Source organism: Providencia sp. AGC89, assembly GCF_053543535.1.
Genome location: NZ_JBIXLP010000018.1, coordinates 16,372 through 42,289, shown reverse-complemented (window position 1 = coordinate 42,289; position 25,918 = coordinate 16,372). Strand labels below are relative to the sequence as shown.

Below are 25,918 nucleotides of genomic sequence, written 5' to 3'. Positions count from 1 at the left end.
GAAATAACCCGTTGTATGATCCATTTTTCACACTATGCAGCAGCATTTAATATATTGGGTACTTGTTATTTATTTTCACCAGAGGACGACGCAGCTGATTATGCTATTCATTTTTTCAAGCTCGATGATTTTGCCTCTCAGTGGCCCTGTAAAATAAGTTCTCAACTTAGTCGTCGTATTACGGAGTCACTTAAAATAGATATCGCGACGTTAAATACTCAGTGGACAGCGCTATTTATTGGGCCAAATGCATTACCAGCCCCACCATGGGGCTCGGTATATTTAGACCCTGAAGGGGTATTGCAAGGCTCATCAACAGCGGCGCTAAGTGATTTTTTAAAACGTGAGCGTTTGACGGTACAAACACCTTATCCAGAACCGTCAGACCATGTTGGTTTAATGTTATTTCAAGCGGCGGTTTTAGCTTCACAAGTGAGAGAAGAGGCATTAAAAGAATTATTGCATGAACATTTAGAAAGTTGGTTACCACAGTTTTCTGAGCAATTAAATCGAACAAACCAGAGCCTTTTTTATAATGCGTTGACTGAGCTTGCTCTGGTCACGGTAAAAAATTGTTCATAAAGTTTTTAATGTTAGGCTTAATTGATCAGTATTTTTGATGTTTAAATCGTTAATTAAACGTAATATTTGAACGAGTTAAAGGTTAATAAATTATAATTAAATGAAAATTGATTTAGTTATAAGAAATGCAAATTAAAATGATTCTTACTTTATATTTCTAAGCCATAATACGTTTTTAAGTCATACTACTTAATGATGTGCTTAAATATTCTAAGGGGGTATAAAGTGGTCAATCTATGTAATCGTTTATTGTCTCATGAAGATTTAGGAAGGTTGCTATTACGCCTTTCGGTTGGTGGGCTAATGCTGTTCCATGGTATGAGTAAATTATTAACAGGGGCTAGTGGTATTAAGGCATTGCTGGCTTCTTACGGTTTACCTGAATTTATTGCCTATGGGACTATTTTAGGTGAAGTGGTTGCCCCAATTTTTATTATTTTAGGTTTTTTAACGCGTCCATCAGCTTTATTAGTGGCGTTTACCATGGTTGTTGCATGGCTAATGATTGGTTTGGATAAAACTTTTTTACTCGATAAAACCGGCGCTTGGGCTATCGAAAGTATTGTTTATTTCTTCTTAAGCTCGATTGCATTGGCATTTATGGGCGCAGGGAAATTCTCAATTATGAAGAACCCATGCTGGCGGTAATATTATTTTTCTTAAGTGTTTGACATTGCCTTTAAAGAAAGACCATCAAAAATATTCTGATGGTCTATTTTTTTGAATAACCAATAGCTAGTTATTTTCTAATACAACTGTACGGAAAAAACTATCTAGTAAACGGCTATCACGGCAAGCGGGTTCAGGGAATTGCATTCGCTCTGCATTAGTCATAGTCTCTGATACGAGTTGGTCTATAGCTGGCCGTCTCGCACCATAATGACTTTCGTCAGATTGGCTTTTTATCGCCAACAACTCATTAATTTCTAATCGTACTGATTTATCTGAGACTGTTGCAGTCACCAATTCTGAAAATGCCATTGGAGGCATGTTTTTACTTTTTTCTATCCAGTGTAATGCTAATACAGCACGCAATAGGTAAAAGTATTTTTTCAGTTTAACTTGTTTGCCTTTAAAATCAGTATGTAAATTGCGCTTACTTATTGATAAATAATGATAACGTGATTTTAGTGGCGAATAAAATTGTGCAGCTAGTTGCTCCAGTTGAGTAAAAAATGCCTCATCCTTAAAATACACAATGGGTGAGTGTAGCCACTCGATTAATGCGGGGTTTGAGTTTCGCATTAATTTCAATGCTTTAGAAAGCTCCCAACCCGACACATCTAACTCATCATCAATTGGTTTCTCTATCACATCGCGTTTTTTATCCAATGTTAGGTACCAATCAAGTTTGTGAACATAGATAAACCGGACGTCATAGTCGCTATCGCGGGAGGCAAAGCCCCAACCGCGACTACCCGACTCACACGCAAAGAGTATTTTAACGTGGTGAGTTTCTTCTATTTCTTTAAGTGTTTTACCTATCCGTTCTTTCATCAGCACGGATATACTTTCATGGCTAGTTTCCATGCTTTCTCCTTTTATCCCTTTACACACACTACTTGGCGTAGGGTATGAACAATTTCTACCAGTGAGGACTGCGCAGCCATCACCGCATCAATGTCTTTATAAGCCATCGGTATTTCATCAATCACATCACTGTCTTTTCGGCACTCAACATGGGCTGTCGCTATTTTTTGGTCACTTACAGAGAAACGTTTTTTAGCCTCTGTCCGGCTCATGACCCGTCCTGCACCATGGCTGCATGAACAAAAACTTTCTTCGTCACCTAAACCGCGCACAATAAAACTTTTCGCCCCCATTGACCCTGGAATGATCCCCATTTGGCCTTTTCGTGCAGATACCGCGCCTTTTCGGGTTACCAGTACTTCTTCACCAAAGTGCTGTTCTTTTTGCACATAGTTATGATGGCAATTTACGGCTTCTTGTTCTGTGATAAACGGCTTTGGAATTTCACGTGATAGTGCTTCCAATACGCGGTGCATCATTACTTCACGGTTATGGCGAGCAAAGTCTTGCGCCCAACCCACTGCTTCCATATAGTCATTAAAGTGCACACTACCTTCTTCAAAGTAAGCAAGGTCTCTATCCGGCAAATTGGCGATATGCTGTTGCATATCTTTTTGTGCCAGCGTGATAAACAAGTTACCTATCGCATTTCCCACCCCGCGTGACCCGCTATGTAGCATTACCCATACACGGTCTTGTTCATCTAAACACAGTTCAATAAAGTGGTTCCCCGTTCCTAATGTCCCTAAATGTTTGTAATGATTAGTGTTACGTAGTTTTGGGTATTTATCACAGATACGTTTAAACTCTTCATCCAAGTGCGCCCAGTGGGTATCGACAATATCCGGTGTACGATACCAAGCCCCTTTATCACGTCCATGGCGGTGGGTTGTTCGACCATGTGGTACCGCCGCTTCGATAGCGAAACGAATATTTTGCAGGCTATCTGGTAAATCAGCCGCTGTTAATGATGTACGCACGGCAATCATCCCACAGCCAATATCCACGCCAACTGCCGCAGGGATAATCGCCCCTTTGGTTGGTATAACACTTCCTATCGTCGAACCTTTTCCAACGTGTACATCCGGCATTACCGCAAGGTGCTTAAAAATAAACGGCATTTTAGCGGTGTTTTGTAGTTGTGTTACCGCTTTCGGGTCTACAGGCACGCCGTTGGTCCACATTTTTACAGGCACGCCATTTTCTTGAATTAATTGATTAAAGTTATTGTTATTCATTGTTATTCCTTAATTTTTACCAATCCGTTTAATACTTGATCTAACCCACCATAAACGGAAATTTGGTCGATTCGATGTGCGATACTTTCTAAGGTTTCAAGTTCTTTTAAACGCAGCGCAACTGGGTTGTTTTCCATCACTTTTGCGGTATTTAACAGTGAACGAGTCGCGGCGGTTTCTTCACGGCGGCGGATCACGTTAGCTTGTGCCGATTTTTCGGCTTCAACGACTTGAGATAAAATAGTGCGCATATCCCCCGGCAAAATGATGTCTTTTACACCGATACTATCGATTTCTAAGCCAAACTCAACGACGCACTGCGCGACTTGAATCAACATCAACTCATCAATTAACTGCTTGTTTTCTAAAAGTTCATCTAAGGTTCGGGTACCCACGATTTCTCGTATTGAAAACTGCAATTCACGATATAAATGCTCTACAGGCTGGCTCAGTTTTGAGAATGCCAGCAAAACATCGTGATAGCGCCAGTTGGCACACAGGTTGATGCGTAATGTGACTTTGTCTTTGGTTAAAATCTCTTGTCCGCTAACTTCTAATGATTGTAAGCGAGTGTCTATTATCTCAACTTCCGGTTTGTGGTTGATTTTCCAATAACCGTAAGTTCCCGGTTGTAATAAATCTTGTATCTCACCATCAATTTTTAGCATACCGACATGCCATGCAGGTACTTGGCTAATTAAGGCCAACTCATTGCCTTTAATGCGTTTTTTACCCATCAGACGTGCAACGAATACAGAGTCAATAACGCTATTTTCTAGCGACTGCGGCTCCACTTTTAAATTATTGCCATTTTTCCAATACAACCGACGGCTCGCAGGTGGCAGTATTTCTGTCAAACTATTGTGCAAGTATATAAAACCAATCTCGTCATCAGTCAAAGCGATGTCAATACAGTGATCATCAACCCAATCAGGGTGAAATTGGCGTAAGTGGTCTGCCAGTTTTTCATCAATAGGTTCGTTATCAAGTGTGAACAATGACACCGTCAATTGATTAAACCAATCGTTTAAACGGTGCTCACCCGCAGTCAGTAATTGTTTAAAATCCCCATTTTTAGCGGTCAATGCGATTTGTCCTTGAGCGATATTTATTTTTTTCATTATTTTTCCTTTTTCAATATTTATCCGGCACTGAAGAAAAAAGCGAAGTGGTGAGGGGAAAAGTAGAGTGCCAAAATTGGCTGTCTAAATTTCTGCTCATCACTCGGCAAAGCTCTCGAGTGGCGGTTTCAAGCTTAACTTCTGCTTAGTTTTATACAGTTGGATTTGTATTTTTTTCAGGAGTCGAACCTGATAGCTAGGCTATTACCAAGGTATCTTACTGACGGCGGCATACAGACCATGTAGTGACTGAGTCACCATGTCTGCACCGGTTGAACTCGAAGTTCAGACAATTTCCGGCAGTGGATGAAGATATAATTGCCAGAAGCGTGCCAACTTTTATTAAAGTAAGTTAAAAAATTTTATATTATTGAAAAATAACAAATAAATATATCTGGTTAAATTTTACTAACATTACCAAGAGAAATGAATTAGGCTATTTATTATCTTTTTATATCGCATTTTATAAATTTATATAAACTCATCATGAATAAGAAACGCAAAGTGGTCATTGGTGTATTGGGCACAGTACTCGATAGAAGAGGCAAAAAAGCCAATCGCTGGACAAAATGGCGGCCAACGGTTGGCCTTTGCCAACAGCCTAATTTGGATATTGGTCGTTTTGAATTACTGCATCAGGTGAATGACTATGGCATGGCGCACCGGGTGAAAGAGGACATTGAACAAGCTTCTCCCAATACGGAAGTGGTACTGCATGAGGTGGATATTGCTGACCCGTGGGATTTTGAAGAGGTTTATACCTCATTACTGGATTTTTCTTCGCATTATCAATTTGATACTGATAATGAAGAGTATCTGGTACATATCACTACGGGTACCCATGTGGTGCAAATTTGCTGGTTCTTATTAACCGAGGCTCATTACCTGCCTGCGAAGTTAATTCAAACCTCCCCAAGCCAAAAGGGGCGGGAGAAAGACCCTGCCGGTATTCATGCGGTGATAGACCTTGATCTTAGCCGTTACGCCCATATCACCAGCCGTTTCCAAACAGAGCAGCAACAGCAGGTTTCGTTTTTAAAATCGGGTATTGCCACCCGCAACGCGGCATTTAATACCATGATTGAGCAAATCGAACGCGTCGCACTACGCTCTAAAGCCCCGATTTTACTCAATGGGCCAACGGGGGCGGGGAAGTCTTTCTTAGCTCGGCGAATTTATCAACTGCGTGAAAGCCGCCATCAAGTTAAAGGGCGATTTGTGGAAGTAAACTGTGCAACGCTTCGTGGTGATAACGCTATGTCGACGCTGTTTGGTCATGTAAAAGGGGCGTTCACAGGGGCAATCAACCCAAGGCGTGGGTTACTGAAAGAAGCGGATGGCGGTATTTTATTTCTCGATGAAATTGCGGAACTTGGGCTAGATGAACAAGCAATGCTATTGAAAGCCATTGAGGAGAAAAGCTTTTTTCCTTATGGTTCAGATGAAGAAATTCACAGTGACTTTCAATTAATTGCAGGGACTCACCGTAATTTGGCGCAGCAAGTGGAAAAGGGCAAATTTCGTGAAGACTTATTTGCCCGTATCAATATGTGGACATTTGCCTTACCGGGCTTGCGTGACCGCCGTGAAGACATCGAACCGAATATTGATTATGAATTAGCCAAATTTTGCCAAGACCAACAAAGCCAAATTCGTTTTGATAGCGAAGCTCGAAACGTTTATGTGAAGTTTGCCTGTTCCCCTCAAGCCCATTGGCGTGGAAATTTCCGTGAGTTGGGTGCCTCCATTAACCGAATGGCAACGTTTGCTGAACGCGGGCGTATTACCAAAGCGGTAGCCGAAGAGGAAATTGGCCGTTTGCAAGCTCAATGGCAGTCAAAATCAACCAATACATTACCAAAGCAAATTGGCGAAATTGATTTATTCGACCAGCAACAGTTAGCAACCGTGCTGGAAGTTTGCCGGCGTTCATCTTCTTTGTCAGAAGCGGGGCGTGAGCTGTTTGCCATTTCACGGCAACATAAAAAACAGCCAAATGATGCAGATAGGCTGCGAAAATATTTGGCAAAGTTTGGGTTAGATTGGGATGGGGTGAGAAAGGGATAAAAAGAAAAACCCCCGCCGAGGCGGGGGGAGGGTGAGTTAAGGTTTAAAGGCGCAGACAGCGCTATTGTCCCAAATTTTTACACCGGAGTTGCTGTTAAAAGGTAGTAGGCCACCATCTACAATAGATAGCAAAGTACGATCATGGGTAGAACTTTGGTCATGCTTAACTACGATATACGGAATTGCGAAGATGCTGGATTGATATCTTTGTAGGTTCCCCCATTCAGGGATGATTGAACCTGTTTGTCTTGCGAAGTTTGAAGCAAAATCAGTAACAGTGGAAAGAGTTCCTCCGTTGATTTTACAGTGCTCTTCAGGCGTACTCGCTTTAGATGAGCGGAGATCCAACCAAATGTGGGGGGTAATACTAAATTTGACAACCCCATCATGGCCAACACCTGATTTTGCACGACCTGTGATTTCTGCCGTCCAAGAAGAACTTGGTTTTTTGTTGAAAGTGACTACGCCATTGTTATTGACTGTGAGCCAATTTTTAGATACCTGCCAGTTATAATCCGATGGCCTTCCAACAGGTACCTTAATGGTAAAGGTTGCATCTTTGAATCCGAATTTAGGGAAACCACTGTTGAATTCAAAAGTATGTGGGTTAATATGAGTCTCCAGCTGTACTTTTCCATAAGCGGTAAAGGTGAATGTCGGTGGTCTGTTTGTTGCACCGATGGAGTCTTTATCTATTTCAACAATCGCTGTGCCTTGTTTGTCACTGGATATATCAATGATATAAGTCCCTTTGGAATTAGAGAGTTCCTTCATGTTATCATTATACAAAGCCGCACCTTTTACCTTAATTGTAGGGAATTGGTCGGTAATCAGGCTACCAGCAGCATCTTTTAGCACTAATTGGATAGTGGCTATAGAGTGACCGCGTTTATCAATATCGCGGTTAACAACGGAGAACTCACTGCGACCAGTTCTAAATACCGGGACACCAACGGCTACCTCTACATCTTGGGTGTGTGAGAGTGAATTGACACTGACTTTAATTTTCTTTGTCACTAGGGTATTAAATACAATGTTTGCTGTGTAGCTACCATCCTTATTATCTGTCCAAGATGAAGGGGAGGTATTATTTTGCGTATCTGAAATAGTGACATCGGCCATTTGGACGCCAATAACGCCATTCCCATACATATCAGCTAAGGTTACTGTTATTGATGTATTTTCACCCATTTTAACCTTCTTGGGTACAGTTGACTTGACTGTTTTGACATGGCTAGGGCCACTTAATGGCTTAACTGCTACTGTATGGCTAGATGGTACATTATTAACTTCTGCTATTAACGAGTGGTTTCCTAGCTTATTTAATTGGACATCAGTCGTATAAACGCCATCTTGTGTGCTATTCCACATTAAGGTTTGTGTAGGCAAGGTCACTAATACATCAGTTAAGGTGATATCCTTTGCATCTACCTTGGTAACAGGATTGCCATATGTATCTTTTAGGGTTAAGGACAGTGTTACCTTAGTGCCCGGTGTGATTGATTTTGCTGGTGTTGAAAGTGTCGCAGAGATCACATTTGCAGCACCTTTAAGTGGGTTCACCGTAATTTCGTTGGTTGGAGCGGATACCGTATTCACGGTGGCGGTTAACGTATGCTTACCGACTAATGTCAGTGGAACCTTGGCTTTATAAACGCCATCTGATGCCATGCCCCATGCAATACGGCTACTATCAATTTTTTGTTTATGGCTATCTATTAAAGCAATATCCGAGCCATTGACGCCAATCACAAAGTTATCGTGCTTATCTTTTAACACTAAGGTTAATTCAACGTCTTGCCCAGCCTTGAGTGACGTTGTTTTTACCGTTAAGTTAGCTTTTGCTACTTTATTTTGGCCACTTGGATGAGCGACTGTCAGGGTTTGAGCAAGGCTATCGTATTTATTCACCCTTGCCTGCAATGACCCAGTGCCGACGTTGTTAAATGGCAGCGATGCAGTATAGGTTCCATTCGTAGAAGATGACCAGTTTGGACTGAGTGTCGTATTACCATAAGTTATGGTGATGTCACCGTCCGGCACCTGACTAACGTTGTTACCATACATATCGATAAGTGATAGGGTTAATGTGACTGAATTACCAACGGTTATTGTTGAATTGTCCAGAGCCAATGTTGCATTATTCACATGGCGAGTGCCACTGAATGATTCAACTTTCACGGTATCATTAGACAGCACATTCTTAACTGAGGTCGTTAATGTGTGGCTTCCTACCTTATTTAACTGGACGTTAGTCGTATAAACGCCATCTTGCGAGCTACTCCACGTTACGCTTGCTGTAGGCAAGGTCGCGAACGCATCAGTTAAGGAAATATCCTTTGTGTCGACCTTGGTGACCGGGTTGTCATATTTATCTTTTAGGGTTAAGGATAGTGCTACATTAGTACCCGGCATGATTGATTTTGCTGATGTTGAAAGTGTTGCAGATTTCACATTCGCAGCACCTGTTAGGGAGTTCACCGTAATTTCGTTGGTTGGAGCGGATACCGTATTCACGGTGGCTGTTAACGTATGCTTACCGACTAATGTCAGTGGAACTTTGGCTTTATAAACCCCCGCTGATTCCATGTTCCAAGCAATGCTACTGCTATCAATTTTTTGTTTGCTATGGTTATCGACTAAAGTAATATCCAAGCCATTGACGCCAGTCACCAAGTTTTGGTATTGGTCTTTCAGTGTTAAGGTTAACTCAACATTTTCACCTGCACTAACCATGCTGGTATTTGCTGATATGTCCGCTGTTTTTACCACATCCTTTCCGCTTGGATAGGTGGCTTCCACGGTCTGTATACGACTTGGCTGGTTGTTTACAATCGCTTTGAACTGGTAATTACCCATGGTTTCTAACCGTTGTTTGGTGGTATACACGCCATCTTGTATGTTAGCCCATGTCGTCTTGACGGCTTTTTGGTTGTTGGTGAATTGAATATCGTTAGTATCGACCTTGATAACCCCATTATCAACGCTATCGGTTAGGGTTAATGTTAAGGTGACTTCTTTACCTGCTTCAATGGTGCCTTCTTTGGTTTCAAGTCGGGTTTTATGGACATGACTTACCCCTTCGGCAGGTGAAATGGTTAGCTCAAGCTTATCGCTGAGCATTTTATTTGCCACCACTTGAATTGATTGCTTGTGTAGCTTGTTCATAATGACTTCTTGAGTATATAGCCCATCGCTGACTTCTATCCATGCGGTAGTTGGTTGTAGATTAGTCAGTAAATTCAATGCGTTTTTTGCACCAGTGAGTTTGTTATTGAACTTATCTCTTAGCGCAACAGTTAGAGTGACTTTATCACCTGAATTTATTGTGGTGCTTTGAGCGTTGTGAGTAACAAAAATCGTCTCTAATGAGCGCCTTAACCCATCTTTATCATAAGAAGTGATTGGGACCGCTATAGGGGGATTAACGACCCATTCGGCAGTTTTTGATAGCCCGTTAACTTCCACCATTATCTGATAACTGTTAGCTTTAGTGGCAGGAAGGTGAGCTGTATACCCGTTCAATATATTTTTTTCCGTAAATATAATGTTCTGTTTTTGCCCATTAATTTTCACGGTGATATCACTACTTAGGACATTGTTAACAGGGTTTCGATATTGGTCAGTTAAGTGAATTAAGAACGATGATGCTTCCCCTGCTTCACTTCTGGCTATCGGTGAAATGGCGATTGCCGTCACCGCATCTTTACCCGATGGTGAATTGACCATGACATTTGTTATATCTGTAAACTGGCCAATTTCAGCCTTTAGCTTATGTGTTTTAACCTTAGTGAGCTTGATGCTGGTGGAGTAGATACCTAAGCCGTGGAGATCTTCATCCCAGACAGTGGGTATGGTGTTGTTACTTTCAGTCAGCGTGATCTTATGATTATCGAGTTTAATAACTGGATTGTCATTTATATCAGTTATTTTTAGCGATAACGTGACTTTACTGCCTGCGGTAATGGTGCTTAAGTTTGTTGTTAGTTTAACTTTACTTATATGACTTTGGTTGGTTGACGGCTGCGCATCAACCAATACATTATGACTTTCTATTAGATTAACGGTTGCTTTCAGCGAGTGGACCCCTACGGTAGAAACCGTTGTTGGTGCAGTATAGATACCATTTCCTTGTGGCGTCCAGATTAAACCCGTTAGGTTTTTCTTAATATGCGCATCATTAATGGTGATATCTTTAGCGGTGATCCCGCCAACACCATTATTCCATTGGTCTAATAATGTCAGAGTCAGTTCTGTTTTACTTCCCACTGTCAGTTGGTTAGTGCTGGCGTTAAGCTGAACGGTTTTTACCTGTGTTGGGCCGGTTAGTGCGTTGACGCTAACGGCAAGTGGTGTGCTTGCTTGGTTGTTAACTCGACTTACAAAAGTGTTTCTCCCTTGTTTATGTAACGGGAGTGTGGTGGTGTAAACCCCTGTGCCTAGTTTTTGCCAAGAGAGTGCAGAGATAAGCGTATTATTATGCTCTAATCGAATATCGCTAGCCTGTACCTTTTCAACACCGTTACCATGGCTATCTGTCAATGTTAATTGTAATTTGACGGAATCGCCGACCATAAACATCTTGCCAGTCTCCTTTAACTCCACACTGTGAACGGCAGATTTACCTTCTGGGGCATTAACTTGAATGGTTTGTGATTGGGAAATGTTATTGACGGTTACTTGTAACGTATCTGTCCCTACTTTACTCAACAACAACTCCGTGGAATAGCTGCCATCTGCGTTATCCTGCCATTTTACAGAGCTGGCTTGTTTTGTCTTGGTCATAATGCCGTGACTAACACCGATTAGCTTATGATCAAAATGGTCAGTTAAGGTGACTGTGAGTTTTAGTTTATTACCGGCTTGCTGATGAGTTATCTGTATAGGGTCAAATTGTACGTTCTTCACCACGCCGCGTGAGTTTGTAGCCCCCGAGCCATCAGGTTTATCTGCGAGAATAGCTTTTGGTTTTTCCACTGTGAGGCTTATAGTGTCGGATATTTTGTTAATTCTAATCCTAAAGGTGTATCCCCCTGCCTGTAGGGTTGGTAATGTGAGAATATAGTTACCATTAGCCAATTGAGAGACGTTGAAGGTAGTCCCCAAATTATTTATGATGCCAAATGACACTTGATTAATATTGGCGACTGGGTGACCGTTTTTGTCTGTCATGGAAAGCACCAGTGTACCGCCTACGCCCGCTAACATAGGTACAGGCATGGACGACAGAATTTTAATCTGGGAAACCTTACTATCCCCTTCAGCATGCCCGACATCAATCTTAACCAGATCACTTTGCGAACTGTTAACCTTAGCGACTAAGTGGTCTTCACCCAATGCCGTTAACATTAAGTCCGCAGTGTAGGTCCCATCTTTGTTATCAACCCAAAGCACATTACTAGTTTGGTTGTGGGTTAATTCAATATTTTTAACGTCAATACCACTTAGAGGGTTATCAAACGCATCTTTCAAGGTCAGCGTTAGTTTTATCGTATCCATTGATTTGAGGTTGGCAGCGGTTTTTATGGCCAGTTCAGCGGTATTAACCACACCTATCTGACCCTGAACCCCAGAGCCATCGTGATGGGTTGCTTTGGTGACCGTTGCAGCGTTTACCACCCAGGTTTGTGTTGCTGTGTGTGTATTCGCACGAACTTCAACTGTATAGCTACCGGCTTTTTTAGGCGGTAAGGTGGCGGTATAAGTCCCTAGTTGTTGGCTATCTTCAGTGAAAGTTAGGTGCTGTGACGTATTATCAAGTGAAACTTTAAAGTTATCAGCAATACCCGTGATGCCATGGTTATAGATATTAACGGCTTTCACTGTCAGTGTTGGCGAGTTACCTGCTGCTGTTGGGGTAATAGGGCTAAGCTCCAGTGTACTAATTTGCGTCACTTGGTTGGTATTTTGTACGTGAACAGTGATAGCTTGGCTTGCTACTGAGTTTACTGTGGCTTTCAGTGTATCAGGCCCCAGTTTATTTAACGGCAATGTTGCTGTGTAGTTGCCGTTATTGTGATCTACCCATGCCACACTGCCCATTTGACTATGTTGTAGCGCAATATGTTTACTGCTAACTCCTTTGAGTGGGTTGTGGAAGGTATCTTTTAAGCTGACGGTCAGTTGCACATTCGCGCCAGATGTTAACGCTGTTTTTGATGCACTTAGTACCACGCTGCTAACAACACCTTGCTTGTCTTTTATGCCACTGCCATCTGCCGTTGCGGTAACGGTATCGGCTTGTGCCACGTTTAGCGTTTTTGGCTTGGATGTTAGCCCATTGGTAGAAATAACCACCTCATGAGCACCACTGAGTTGCCCCGGTAATGTTCCTGTGTAACTGCCATCCGTTTGTTGAGTGACTGAAACAGAGATTGGTGGGTGCTTATCGATTTTCACCGTTACGTCATCGATGCCATTGACAGGGTTACCCTGATCATCGATTAATGCAACCACAAAGGCGCTGTTTGCTCCTGCTGCAACTTGGGTAACATCAGTAATGTTGATTTGTTGGATAGCCTTGTTGTCTGCTTGCGCGGAGACATAAATGGAAACGCTCTGGCTTTGTTCGTTATTCACGGCGATAAAGAGCTGGTCTTGACCTAATTTTGTCAGCTTTAATGCCGCGGTATAGGTGCCATTTTTTCTATCTGTCCAAACTGGAGTCAGTCGTTGGTTATGGGTAAGCTTAATTGCTGAGGTATCAACTCCTACCAGTGTGTTATCAAACGCATCTTTTAACGTCAGTGTCAGTGTTACATTATCCCCTGATTTAAAGCCTTGAGCCGGTGCGATTGTGAGCTCAGCGGTTTTTACCACGCCATGTTCACCCTCTGCGCCATGCTTATTGTTGGTGATGGTGTTTGGTGCGCTGACGTGTAAGGTTGATTCTGTTGAATGAATACCACCAACCGTAACCTTTATTTTATGATCGCCGGATTTTTGACCTGAAAGCGATGAGGTGTAGATCCCCGTGTTTTTGGTTTTTTCAGTGATATTAATTAACGTTTCTACACCATCAATAGAAAGGATTGCACTACCGTTCACTCCTGTGACAGGCAGGGAGTTTGCATCAGTTAATACAATCGTGATGGTGCTGTTTTTACCTGCTGCTGGGCTAGGTAGCTTGTTAATTTCGACCTTATGAATTTGAGTTGCACCCGTCGCATTATCGACGTTAATTTTCAGCGGTGAACTGTCTTTCTTGTTTACGGTAACCATTAATTGATCTTCACCAATAGCGGTTAACGGTAAAATAATGGTATAGCTTCCATTGCGGTTGTCTGACCAACTGACAGTGTTTGCTTGCTTGTTCCGCAATTGAATAGCTGAGCTATCAACACCTTCAAGGGTGTTACCAAAGGCATCTTTTAGTATTACGGTTAATTGTAACGAATGCCCTGATTTGAGACCGTTGGGCGACGAAGAGGTTAATTTAACAGTTTTAACTACACCACGTTGATTTTCTGCGCCACTCCCATTTTTTGCTGTCGCTTTAATGGTCGTAGGCTGTTTTACTTGCCACGTTTTTGTTGATGTGTGACGGTTAGCACTCACCTCAATAGTATAATCTCCTGTTTTTTCTACAGGTAATGCGGCGGTGTAAATGCCTTTGTGGGTTGAGGATTCAGTAAAAGGTATTGATCGAGACTGTTTGTTGATCTTAACAGTGATATGGTTAGCAATTGCAGTAACCGGGTGCTTATTATTATCAGTAACTTTTACTGTAATAGTTTGAGTTTCACCTGCTTCACTTGCATAGATAGGCTCAAGTACAACATGGGTGATTTTTGTGCTTTCTATCGCATTATTCACCACAATATTGACGTTTTGGGCATGCCCATTGATGCTCACTTTTACTGTGTCGCTAGCGAGTTGGGTTAGCAATAAATCAGTGGTATAAGTGCCATCTTGGTTGTCTTTCCACGTCACGTTGGTTTTTTGGTTGTGCGTTAGCGTAATGCTGTTCAGGTCAATCCCTTTAAGGGGGTTGTTAAATGCATCTTTTGCGGTGACCGTTAGCTTTAGAGAGTCACCAGATTTGAGTGCGGTAATTGACGACGTATTGAGTGTTATATTGTTAACGACACCACGGTCACCAGTATGGCCTTTGGGATTGGCTGTAATAGTGGTTGCGCCATTGACAGTCCACTCTTTTGATTGTGTTTGGTTACCAGCTTTGATTTCGACAGTGTATTTCCCTGCCGTCATTGCTGGCAAGGTGCCAATGTAAGAGCCTTTATTTTGTGTAGATTCAGTCAAGGTGACAGCCACTTTTTGACCGTTTACCGCTACAGTGATGGCATTTGCAATATTTGTAATTGCATGACCTTGATTATCAATAGCTTTCACCGTAATAGTGGGTTGATTACCTGCTTCGCTATTGGAAATAGGCTCTAAACTTAATGCGGTGATATGGCTGACTTGCTCGCTATAGGCCACATCAATAGCCACTTCATTACTTTGGATGCCATTGGCCTCAACCTTTAATGACGCTTTTCCAAACTGAATTAACTGTAGGCTTGAACGGTAAGAACCATCTTGATTATCTTGCCATGGCGCATTTTTATTCTTGCTTTTAAGTAAGTTAATTAATTTTGTATCAACACCAGTTAAGGTATTACCAAACGCATCTTTCATGGTCGCGGTTAGGGTTAGGGTATTGCCAACTTTTAGACCATTATGGGGTGATATTTGAAACTCAATGGTGTTGAGGGTGCCGCGTTCATTTAATTGGCCCTGCGGGGAGGCGGTAATAGTGTTTGCTGCTCCTACCACCCAGATCCTTGTCTCGGTTTTCGTGTTAACTTTGGCATTAATTATGTAAGTGCCAGGCATTTGCGCCGGCAAAACAGCCATGTAGGTGCCTTTGTTTGTTGTTGATTCTGCTAATTGTAAAGTGTTTGTCTTCCCTTCAATGGTGACTTGTATTTCATTTGCTATTTGGGTCACAGGATGCTGATTAGCATCAGTCACTTTTAGTGTAATAACTCTATTGTCACCTGTTGCACTAGAGGGGATAGCGTCAAAGATGATATTGCTCACTTTGGCACTATTTGTCGTATTAGCGACGTTAATTGGTGTGTGAGGTGTTTTATGACCACTAATTGAAGCGGTTAATTTATAGTCTCCTATTTGAGTTAATGGCAAGGTGGTTGAGTAAGTTCCGTTAGCGTTATCAATCCATTGTAGTGTTCCAGCATTATAGCCATCAAGAATAATATTACTGGTGTCGATCCCTGTTAATGTATTACCAAAGATATCGGTTAGCGTTACCATCACACGGAGTGCGTCGCCTGATTGCAGATTGGCTACACTACCGGTGGTCATGGTAATTTTATCGATAACACCTTTTGCCCCTTGCAGACCACTGCCAGTTGGGTTTATTGATTTAATGGGTTTTGATTTCTCAACTACCAGTGTTTTTACGCCTGACAGCTTATTATTCACTTCCGCGATAATACTATGCTTACCTTCGTGTTGCCCTGGAAGAATAACCTCATAGGTTTGAGGGGCGATTTCTTTGATGGGTAGTGTGTGTTTTTTGCCATCAATTTCAATAATTATTTCCTGTTCACCAACCACAGGGTTACCATTTTTATCGGTTAATTTAACAGTCAGTGTGCTATTAGAACCTGCATCTGCTTTTTCTATTTTGGTAATTTCAACTTTACTGACGTTATTTTTACCCGAAGCGTTGCTGACTTGAATGGCCGTCGCAGGGGTTTTTTGACCGTTAATTGAGGCGGTTAAATCTTTTGAGCCAATCTCTGTTAATGTGATGGTGGTGGTGTAAGAACCATCGCCTTCATCCTTCCAGACTGGTTTGCCGTTAAACCCGTCAAGGTTGATAGTATGGGTATTGATTTCGGTTAAACCGTTATGAAAGGCATCAGTGATAGTCACTGTGATCCCAAGCTGATCGCCAGATTGTAAGTTGCTGGTATCGCCCATTGTCATGGCAATGTTGTTGACAACACCTTTTTCCCCAAGTTTTCCGGTATTATTCGATTTTATTGGTGTTGGTTTCGCGACCACGATTGTATTTTCAGTTGAGACCTTACTATTCACATTCGCGCTAATGCTATGATTACCCGCTTGCAGTGCTGGTAGCGTGACCTCATAAATACCCGGTTTCCTTTCTCTCGCTGGCAGTTTATGGGCTTGACCATCAATATTGATAGTTATTTCTTTTTCACCGGCCACTAGGTTGCCATGTTTATCGGTTAACTCGATAGTCACAATACTATTTGAGCCTGCCGCTGGTTTTTCTGTTTTGGTGATTTTCACCTGGTCGACATGGGACGCCCCTGTGGCGTTATTAACCTGTACTTCTGTGAGTGGGCTGCGGGTACCATTGACTGAGGCGGTTAAATCATTGCTGCCAACCTCGGTTAAGGTCAAGGTAGTGGTATAAGAGCCATCGCCATTGTCTCCCCATTTTAAGGTATTCCCTTTGTGTTTACCGACATCGATATTATCGGTATTTAAACCAGCTAAACCGTTACCAAAGGCATCTGACACCGTTACGGTGACATCAAGAGGATTACCGGATTCAAAACGGTGAGTGTGATCAACCGTGATAGCCACTTTGTCAATAACACCTTTCTCGCCTAGTTGGCCCGTTCCGTTTGGGTTGTTCGGGGAAATTGATTTTGGCTGCTCAACCAGCAACTTTTCTTTAATTGATGTGGTGCCATTCAAACTAACATGAATATCATGTTTGCCTGCTTGTAGCGCTGGCAATGTGACCTCATAAATACCCGGTTTTCCTTCTTTTGCAGGTAAAGTGTAGGGTTTGCCATCAATTTTAATCACCATTTCCTGTTCACCAACCACAGGGTTACCATTTTTGTCGGTTAATTTGACAGTCAGTGTGCTTTGCGCGCCCGCTGCTGGGGTAGGGGGATTGGTAATAACGATTTTGCTAACTTTGTCTTTTCCTTTGGCATGGCTAACTTGGGTTTGTTTCTGTGGGCTGGTAGAGCCATTAATAGAAACAGTGAGGTCATTATTGCCAATTTCTGTTAATTCAATATTGGTAGAGTATGAGCCATCTTGGTTATCGACCCATTTCAACGTATCGCCTTTGTGTTTACCAATGTTGATATTATTAGTGTCTAGCCCTGACAAACCATTGTTAAAGGCATCTGTGATGGTTACGGTGATTTCGAGCTTATCGCCAGATTGTAGATGGCTGGTATCACCTGTGGTGATGGCGATATTATCGACGACGCCTTGCTCACCTTTTTGCCCTATACCACTCGGGTCTTTAGGCTTGATAGGTTGTGGCTTATCAACAATTAGCAATTCTTTGGGGGACTCTTTCCCGTTAACGACCACTGAAATATAATGGTTGCCTGCAATTTGCCCCTGAATAATAGCTTCATAAGTACCTGAGGAGGTTTCTGTTACTGGCAAAGTGTGTGGCTGACCATCAATATTAACGGTAATTTCTTTTTCGCCGACTATGGGGTTGTTGTGTTTATCACTTAACTGGAAAGTCACGGTACCATTTTCACCTGCTGCGGGTTTACTGATGTTGGTGACTTTCACGTTATCGACATTTTTAGTGCCTGTGGCGTTGCCCACTTCGACTTTAGTGGCTGGGCTCATTGTTCCATTAACAGAAACAGTTAAATCATTGGTACCGACTTCGGTTAATGGTAAAGAGGTGGTGTATGAACCATCACCGTTATCAATCCATTTCAATGTATCGCCTTGGTATTTGCCAATATTGATATTATTGCTGTTTAAATCTGTTAAGCCGTTACCAAAGGCATCTTTAATGGTGACGGTAACATCAAGCGTATCCCCAGATTGCAAAGAGTAGGGAGAACTAGGCGTTATAGTTATATTATCAACAACACCTTTTTCCCCTTTTTTTCCTGTCCCATCTGGCGTGAGAGGAGTAATTGGCTTCGGAGACTCAACGATTAGAACTTCTGGGGAAGATGTGTGTGTACCAATAGTCACCGTTACGTTTGGTGTACCGCTTTGTTGTCCCGGTAATGTGCCGATATAAACGCCACTACCTGCAAAAGTTTCACTTATTGTAATGGGGGTTGGTTGACCATCGATGTTGGCTATTACGCTACCATCAGCCCCAGAAATTGGGTTGTTATATTGGTCAGTTAAAGAAATCATGATGATACTATCTGTACCCGCGGCTGTTTTCTCAAGGTCTAAAATGGAGACATTGGCTAGCTGACCAAATACAAAATTCACTTTTACTTCAACGCGTTGTTCATTGAGTGTTGCGGACAGTTTAGTTGTTCCCGCTATTTTGCTGTCCACTTCAACATCAGTGTTACCCTGCTCATCGGTTGGGCTTAGCTGTGTGGCATTGGCATTTTCAGCATCAAGTTGCAGCATGGCACCCTGAATTGGGTGTGCATGGTTATCAGTGATATGGAATTGAATTTTATTTGTAGATTTTCCATCTGCAACCGCATTATCACTGAGGATATTAAAATGATTAATATGCGCTCGGCGGGTATCTGCAATAAAGGAAAAAGCCGCTTCAACCGGTACGCCGCCGTTTGCAGTCGCTTGAATTCGGTGCTTACCTGTGACGAGAGAGGTAAATTGAATCGATGCTTCTCCTTTCATATTGGTGATAACGCGATATTTGCTTTGGGTGGTTGATTTTGCCGCCTGCATTTTTTTTAATAGATTAGAAAAAGCCATTTGTGACGAGGTGGCTTTTGGCGTAGCCAGTTTGAGCTCAGCAGGCAAGGTGAAGGTCACGACGGAGTCCGGTGCGATATTTCCTAAAGCATCCTGGGCAATTATGGTTAATGTATTGATATCTTGGCCATTAGCTATCGCGTTACCTTGTTTGATGACCTCGTTTGGGTTAATTGATAATACGCCGTAGTCGGTAACTTCAACCCATGTCGTTCCTTGTGGAGAGTGATTTCCATTGTGGTCAGATGCGGTTATTGTGAATCGATAGCGGTTATTTTTCTTGCTTTCTTCTTTGGTCATTGCCACTTTGTAGGTGGGCAATTTAACTTTTGTTTTTGCACCATCAAGTAAGATCTCTCCGCCTGCAGCTAAAAACTCCGGGGCTTGGACTGTGATGTCTTTTAAAGGGTACTTGGTACTAAGGGAATTGATGATAGGGAGTATATCCCCTGTTTTTCCTTGGGCCATGTCAGGAAGAGAAAGCGATATCAAGGTTTTCTTTTGATATTCCAATACGATATTATTATTACGGTTAACGAAATCATATCGGCTACCTAATAGACGGCGCGACTCAACGACTTTAGTCGGGTCAAGGTGTTCAGCTAAGCTTTTACCCAATGTCCAAGTGAATTCCATTTTGGCATTGGTTTCACTCAATCCTCCACTTATTTTCTGTTCTGCGCTTAAGGTTACCAGTGAGAAAGGGGTCCAACTCATACCAATTGTGGTTGCCAGTGGGTTTTTTTGGCGCTTATCTTTGCCAAATAAAGCAACATCATCCCCAAAATATTGCTCAAACTTCAGGTTTCCACCAAGGTGCGGATATGATGGTAAAAAGCCCTCAGCTTGCAAATCCCAACCGTTAGCTGGGCGAGCATTGTAGTCATTTTTTAATTCAGACGCCCCCCGCCATGACGAGGTACGCAGGTAAGTATTGGCACTCAATTTTAAGAAATCTTGTGCGTATTCAACCCCAAAACCGACACGAGAGTGATAACGAGATAAGTCATGGTCAAAAAAGGCATTCGCGCCTACCATACTATCCGGGGTAAAGTGACGGACGCCAACACCATTATTGGTTTGTAAGCGGCCATCAGTACGATGAACGTTATGTTGGGTAAACAGTAATAAATCAGGTTGGTCATACCAAGGGATTAACCAATCTAACTGGGTATTTTTAATTTTTAATTTTTTATCTACGTCAACACTAAATTTGGCGTTCCCCGTTTGGGATAACCAATGGTTAATTTCATTTGTTGCTGCGTTGGTAACTTTATTACGCGTGTAATCCTGTGCTAGCTCAGCGAGGTCTGCAGCTTTTTTCTTATCCGAAATAAAACGAGCGGCACTTTGGCTATACTCAGCAATAAGCTGTTCGGTTTTATTGTCATCAAGAGGGAGTGAATCACCACCTAGTGTTGGCAATTCATCAGGGCTTAACATTTTTGCGTAGCTTGGCATAACAGGCATAACAGCCGAAGACCAAATAGCAGTAAATATCACAAAACCATTTGAGAGTCTGTGTCTCAATGTTGGCTTTGCTGTTGATGTAGTGGGGCTCATTTAATTCATTCCTAGTTTTAATTTTAACTTTGCTATTGTGGAATGCTTATAAAGGTAAGAGCTTGTGAATTAGTTTGACTTAAACAGAAGCGGAATTTGCAAGGCGAAAAAATGGGGGATGAGTGGCTTTTATTGCTAATAAAAAGCGACCGTTTATAACGCGAGTAAATGCTATTTATGTTGCTTGAGAATTAATCTTACCTGAACAAAATCAGTTATCTAAAGGGTGAAATAATGGGTTGGAAATTATGCATTTCAAATTAATCAATAGATGGTATAAACGCTATTCTTATTGGAATAATATTAAATTTAGTCGCGGTTTGTGGCCGTCATCAGTTCGTTACTAAAAAATAAAAAAAAGCCCCATTTAAGGGGTAATAATGAGCTAAGAGTTAAACCACTATTTTTATTTTATGGCGTGGTCTCAAGTGAGGGGTATCCATATAATTAAAATAATTGACCGAATAAATGCCACAATGAGTCTGTTTGGGGGGCAGGTTTATGAGTGGGCTGCCTAAATAAGGCCCCCTTATAAACGATACGGTTTTCTTGACTGTGATACGTGGCATTTTTGTCTATAAAGTTAACCGGTATGACCCTGCTATCACCATTAAGAGTGGCAATGATTTCTGTTGTTCCAGCAGTTAAGCTACTGATTTCTAATTCGGTATTTCCCTGCTCATCGGTAGGTATCGTCGGTGAAATAGCGACATTTTTACCACTAAAATGCACTTGTGCACCTGCGATACTTTGTCGGCTATTATTCACAATATGAAATTTAATTTTATTTTTACTGTTCCCATCTGCCAACGCATTGTTTTGCATAATCTCTATACTGCCGATAAACGACTGATCAATATCGGGTTTAAAGTTAAACTGTTCGTTAATTTCTGCACCATATTGCGTACTGGCTTTTAAGGCGTAGCTCCCTGATACCGAAGCTGTAAATTGAATAGAAGCTTCTCCTTTGCTATTAGCGATAATGGCGAACTCTTGTTCTGAAGCGGATTTTGCGACCTGTGCTTTCCACATAAAATGGTTAAATAACGAATAATAACTTGTATTTTTTTGATTGAACGAGGTAAGCCCAGCGGGTAGGGTAAAATTCACTTTTGCATTTGGGACGGTATGTCCAAGCGCATCCTTAATAACTACAGTGAATACATTTGGGTCTCGACCATTTGCTATAACATTACTCTTTTTTGTACCATTTTTATGGATGATAGCGAGCAAGCCAGTATTGGACACTTCAACTAAGGTTTCAGCTTGTGGTGACATGTTCCCCTTAATGTCATAAGCGGTTACTGTTAGGCGATATCGGTTGAGTTGTTGGTTTTTAACGTCATTTTCCGCTATTTTGTAAGAGGGCAACTTCACTGAACTCTTGAGACCATTTAGCGTAATGCTACCACCTGCCGCTACCAACTCAGGGGCTTCAACAATAATTTTTTCGAGAGGATACTCTGAGATTAAGTTGCGAATAATAGACACTTCTTCGCCGGTCACGCCTTGAATAACCTGAGGTAATGACAGCAAAATTAAGTTTTTATTTTGATATTCCAAAATAATATTATTGTTGCGATTAACAAAATCATGACGGTTACTGGAAATACGGTGAGTTGCATCGACTGCTGAAGCGTCAAGGTGCTGCGCTAGATTTTTGCCTAATAGCCAGGTTAAACCGAGGTTTACACGAGTTTCGTTGGTATTGCCATTTCCTATTTTATGCTCTGCATTAATACCCAGTAATGGGAAAGGGGTCCAATGCACACCAACAGTGGTGGCCATAGGGTTTTTCTGACGTTTATTTTTACCAAATAAAGCGACGTCATCACCGTAATATTGCTCTAGTTTTAAGTTAGCGCCTAAGTTTGAATAAGTAGGAAGCCACCCTTCGACTTGAATATCCCACCCATTGGCAGGGCGCGCATCATAATCATCTTTTAATTCTGATGTGCTGCGCCAAGAAGATAGCCTTAAGTAGCTATTAGCGCTGATTTTGGCGTAATCCTGTGCGTATTCTAGGCCAAATCCTAAGCGGGAATGATGATAGGATAAATCATGGTCAAAAAAGGTATTCAGACCCATCATGCTGTTTTGGTTAAAGTGGCGTAACCCTATACCGTGATTAGTTTGCAGCCTGCCATCAGTTCGGTGAATGCTGTGTTGGGAAAACAGTAACAAATCGGGTTGGTCATACCAAGGTATCAACCAGTCCAATTGGGTATTTTTAATCGACAGTTGTTTATCAAGGTTAATATTGAGCCTAGCATTACCGGCTTTTGACAGCCAGTGAGATATTTCATCGGTGGCAACATCAGCTGCTTTTTGACGAGCATAGTCCTGTGCCATTTCCGAGAGGTTTTTTGTCTTGTTTTCCTCAGAGGTCAAGTTTGCCGCATTCTGCCCATATTTAGCCAGAAAGCGTTCAGTACCATCAGAGGAGGGAAGTGGGGCAAATTGAAAGGCATCGCTCCCCAATGTAGGTAAGTTGTCCGTACTGAGTATTTGGGCGTAACTGGGTATGGCCGGCACAATGGCGATAGACCCAATGGCAGCGGCGAGCGCCAAGCGATTCGAGAACGTTGGTTTCAATTTTGACGAAAGGGGAGCCATCGAACTTATTCCTGATATCAATATTAACGTTGCTATTTTCAGGGGGGAGTGGTGTATATGCTTGTGAATTTATTGGACTTAAACGGAAATTAAGTTAGCGTTGTGGAAAAGTTTGGAATGGTATGGTTACCAATTGATTGGTAAGGTTTTTTCATTCCCCCCTATATACGGGGGGAAATAGGGTGTTTAAGGTGTTACTTGGCTTACTGAGACCGTTGTTTGTGTTGAGTGGCCATTGATTGAGGCTGCAATATCAAGGTTACCGGCTGCTGTTAATGTTAAGTCGGTAGAATAATCCCCATCGCGCTCTTCATACCAACCGACAAGATTAGCGTTATGGTTTCCAAGGTCGATATTACGAGGGTCTATACCTTCAAGTGTATTACCAAATGCATCACTGAGGGTAACGGTAAGTAGTAAATCATCACCGACGTTCAAATTACTGGTTGCTCTTGTGGTGATTTCTACATGCGCAACAACACCTAACTGACCTTGAGGGCCGCTGCCGTCAGGGTTGATCGCATCGACGGTGAGTGGTGAGCTTACAGTTAAAGTGTACTCTGGTGACGTTTTTCCCTGTAAAGAAGCAGTTATGGTGTAATCACCTTCCATTTGCCCTGCAAGTATTCCACTATATTCACCTAGGTTGGTGGAGTTTTCTTCGATTTCTACTGGGATTTGTTTATTACCCATATTGATCATAATGATCCCATCGGCACCAGAAATAGGGTTGTCATTTTCATCAATGAGTCTGAGTGAAATGGTCGTCTCTGCGCCAGCATAGGTTGTACTGGTGTTAAGAATTTTAATTTTGTTTAAATGACCGCTAATAAAATAGACGGCAACGGTTTCAGTATGACCATCGACAGATGCGGTAACTTCGCTGATACCACTCATCATACTGGTCAGGGGCATGTCAATCATTCCCTGTTGGTTTGTCACACCATGAGCGTCAATTTTACCTAGCGTGGCGCTAAAATTGACGGTTTTCCCTGCGATAGGGTTACCTTTAGCATCGGTAATATAAACGGAAACTATATTGGCTTCTTTGCCATCCGCCAATGATGCTGTTTTACTGATATTAATACCCTGTATTTGTGCTGGGCTGGTTGCTGTGGCAATGGTATCCGTGACTTCAATCAGTGTTTCACTTGTTGATGATGTATTCCCATTAATATCATAAGCAACGGCACTTAAATGATAACGGTTCAATTTTTTACTTTCTGAAGGGGTTGAGGCCATTTTATATGCTGGCAATTTTAACCTAGCATTTAGACCTGATGAACTAATAACACCCCCAGCAGCGAATAATTCAGGGGAGTTCCAGACAATTTTTTTAAGGGGGTATTGAGTTGTAACTGATTGTACAAGTTGTAATTCTTGGCCTGCTTCACCTTGTATTTTTTCTGGGAGCTTTAACTGAATAACGGTTTTCTTTTGGTAATCTAGAACAATATTGTTATTTCGATTAACGAAATCGTGGCGGTTACTAGACACTCGACGGGAGTCGCCTACTTTCGATGGGTCCATTTGCTCAGCGAATGCTTTATCAAATGCCCAAGTAAACTGCATTTTGGCACTGGTATCATGTAATCCACTACTGATTTTATGCTGAGTACTCAAGGTGACTAGGGGAATTGGGGTCCAATTGACACCAACTGAGGCTGCTGTTGGGTCTTTTTGGCGTTTATTTTTCCCCATAAGAGCAACATCCTGACCGAAATATTGTTCAAATTTAAGGTGACCGCCGAGGTGAGGGTAAGCAGGTAACCACCCCTCTGCTTGTACATCCCAACCGCGGGCAGGGCGTGCATTATAGGCTTGAGATAATGCCGATGTACTACGCCATCCAGAAACAGGTAAATAGCTATTCGCCGTGAGTTTTAAATAATCTTGCCAATATTCGGCACCGATGCCTAAACGGGAATGATAATGGGAAAGGTCATGGTCAAAGAAAGCATTGATACCAACTGTGTTGCGGTCGTTGAACTGGCGTAACCCAATACCATTATTGCTTTGTAACCTTCCATCGGTATTATGAATGCTATGTTGGGTAAATAACAGCATATCAGCCTGTTCATACCAAGGGATTAGCCAGTCAAATTGGCTACTTTTAAGGGATAATTTTTTATCAACATTTAGGCTTAATTTGACATTACCGGCTTTTGATAACCAACGGGTAATTTCGTCTATTGCAACATTAGCGGCTTGGTTAAACGCGTAACTTTGTGCCATCTCAGCGATATCATTGCTATTTTTTTGTTGAGATAGCAGTGTTGCAGTTGTTTTACTGTATTGTGCTAAGTCACGTTCCATGGTGCTATTTTCAGGGTTTTCTACCGTGCTGCCTAAAAGCGGTAATTCTTTCGGTTCGAGCATTTTTGCATAGCTAGGCAACATTGGCATAATGGTCAATGACCAAGCTGCCATAAATAAGGCTAAAGGATGAGAGCGTTTGTCTTTAGGGCAATTCATTAAATACATTCCTAGATTGGATATTCATTTCCGTTA

At 42.0% G+C, this 25,918-nt stretch carries 9 protein-coding genes; 3 read left to right on the top strand and 6 right to left on the bottom strand.

Annotated elements, in window-relative coordinates; genetic code table 11:
• Window positions 1–15 precede the first annotated feature (15 nt).
• Window positions 16–582 carry a molecular chaperone TorD family protein gene (locus ACIPUA_RS05655; protein WP_042848437.1) on the top strand — a complete coding sequence of 189 codons (567 nt, stop codon included), beginning with the start codon at window positions 16–18 and terminating at the stop codon, window positions 580–582.
• Between the two features lie 192 nt (window positions 583–774).
• Complete coding sequence (locus ACIPUA_RS05650) at window positions 775–1,230, top strand: DoxX family protein (RefSeq protein ID WP_071547663.1); 456 nt, start codon at window positions 775–777, stop codon at window positions 1,228–1,230.
• Between the two features lie 87 nt (window positions 1,231–1,317).
• On the opposite strand, the gene ACIPUA_RS05645 is transcribed toward ACIPUA_RS05650, so the two are convergent.
• The 3 genes from ACIPUA_RS05645 to ACIPUA_RS05635 are packed head-to-tail and all read right to left on the bottom strand — an operon-like array spanning window position 1,318 to window position 4,471.
• Window positions 1,318–2,112, bottom strand: a complete 795-nt coding sequence (locus ACIPUA_RS05645) for a nucleotidyltransferase domain-containing protein (protein WP_042848434.1) — start codon at window positions 2,110–2,112, stop codon at window positions 1,318–1,320.
• An 11-nt stretch (window positions 2,113–2,123) separates the two neighbouring features.
• On the bottom strand, window positions 2,124–3,350 hold the full coding sequence (locus tag ACIPUA_RS05640) for an RtcB family protein (protein ID WP_042848433.1): 1,227 nt from the start codon (window positions 3,348–3,350) through the stop codon (window positions 2,124–2,126).
• Between the two features lie 2 nt (window positions 3,351–3,352).
• Window positions 3,353–4,471 (bottom strand): slipin family protein, encoded by a 1,119-nt coding sequence (locus tag ACIPUA_RS05635; RefSeq protein ID WP_042848432.1) that lies wholly within the window; start codon window positions 4,469–4,471, stop codon window positions 3,353–3,355.
• 486 nt (window positions 4,472–4,957) lie between these two features.
• Here ACIPUA_RS05635 and rtcR point away from each other — a divergent pair, with 486 nt between their 5' ends.
• Complete coding sequence (rtcR, locus tag ACIPUA_RS05630; protein WP_449059415.1) at window positions 4,958–6,538, top strand: RNA repair transcriptional activator RtcR; 1,581 nt, start codon at window positions 4,958–4,960, stop codon at window positions 6,536–6,538.
• A gap of 36 nt (window positions 6,539–6,574) precedes the next feature.
• Here the strand turns inward: rtcR and ACIPUA_RS05625 are convergent, their stop codons facing one another.
• The 3 genes from ACIPUA_RS05625 to ACIPUA_RS05615 all read right to left on the bottom strand — a co-directional run bounded on the left by ACIPUA_RS05625 (window position 6,575) and on the right by ACIPUA_RS05615 (window position 25,882).
• A complete protein-coding gene (locus tag ACIPUA_RS05625) occupies window positions 6,575–20,791 on the bottom strand; it encodes an Ig-like domain-containing protein (RefSeq protein ID WP_449059414.1) in 14,217 nt (4,738 codons plus the stop codon).
• Window positions 20,792–21,238: 447 nt separating this feature from the next.
• The gene (locus ACIPUA_RS05620) at window positions 21,239–23,407 is read right to left on the bottom strand and encodes an inverse autotransporter beta domain-containing protein (protein ID WP_449059413.1); all 2,169 of its coding nucleotides are present in this window, start codon (window positions 23,405–23,407) and stop codon (window positions 21,239–21,241) included.
• A 186-nt stretch (window positions 23,408–23,593) separates the two neighbouring features.
• Complete coding sequence (locus ACIPUA_RS05615; protein WP_449059412.1) at window positions 23,594–25,882, bottom strand: inverse autotransporter beta domain-containing protein; 2,289 nt, start codon at window positions 25,880–25,882, stop codon at window positions 23,594–23,596.
• Window positions 25,883–25,918: the final 36 nt, after the last annotated feature.

Excerpts from the sequence above, each read along its gene's own strand:
- ACIPUA_RS05650 (WP_071547663.1), top strand. The coding sequence starts at position 775 with ATGATGTGCTTAAATATTCTAAGGGGGTATAAAGTGGTCAATCTATGT.
- ACIPUA_RS05645 (WP_042848434.1), bottom strand. The coding sequence starts at position 2,112 with ATGGAAACTAGCCATGAAAGTATATCCGTGCTGATGAAAGAACGGATA.
- ACIPUA_RS05655 (WP_042848437.1), top strand. The coding sequence starts at position 16 with ATGATCCATTTTTCACACTATGCAGCAGCATTTAATATATTGGGTACT.
- ACIPUA_RS05640 (WP_042848433.1), bottom strand. The coding sequence starts at position 3,350 with ATGAATAACAATAACTTTAATCAATTAATTCAAGAAAATGGCGTGCCT.
- rtcR (WP_449059415.1), top strand. The coding sequence starts at position 4,958 with ATGAATAAGAAACGCAAAGTGGTCATTGGTGTATTGGGCACAGTACTC.
- ACIPUA_RS05635 (WP_042848432.1), bottom strand. The coding sequence starts at position 4,471 with ATGAAAAAAATAAATATCGCTCAAGGACAAATCGCATTGACCGCTAAA.
- ACIPUA_RS05620 (WP_449059413.1), bottom strand. The coding sequence starts at position 23,407 with ATGGCTCCCCTTTCGTCAAAATTGAAACCAACGTTCTCGAATCGCTTG.
- ACIPUA_RS05615 (WP_449059412.1), bottom strand. The coding sequence starts at position 25,882 with ATGAATTGCCCTAAAGACAAACGCTCTCATCCTTTAGCCTTATTTATG.
- ACIPUA_RS05625 (WP_449059414.1), bottom strand. The coding sequence starts at position 20,791 with ATGAGCCCCACTACATCAACAGCAAAGCCAACATTGAGACACAGACTC.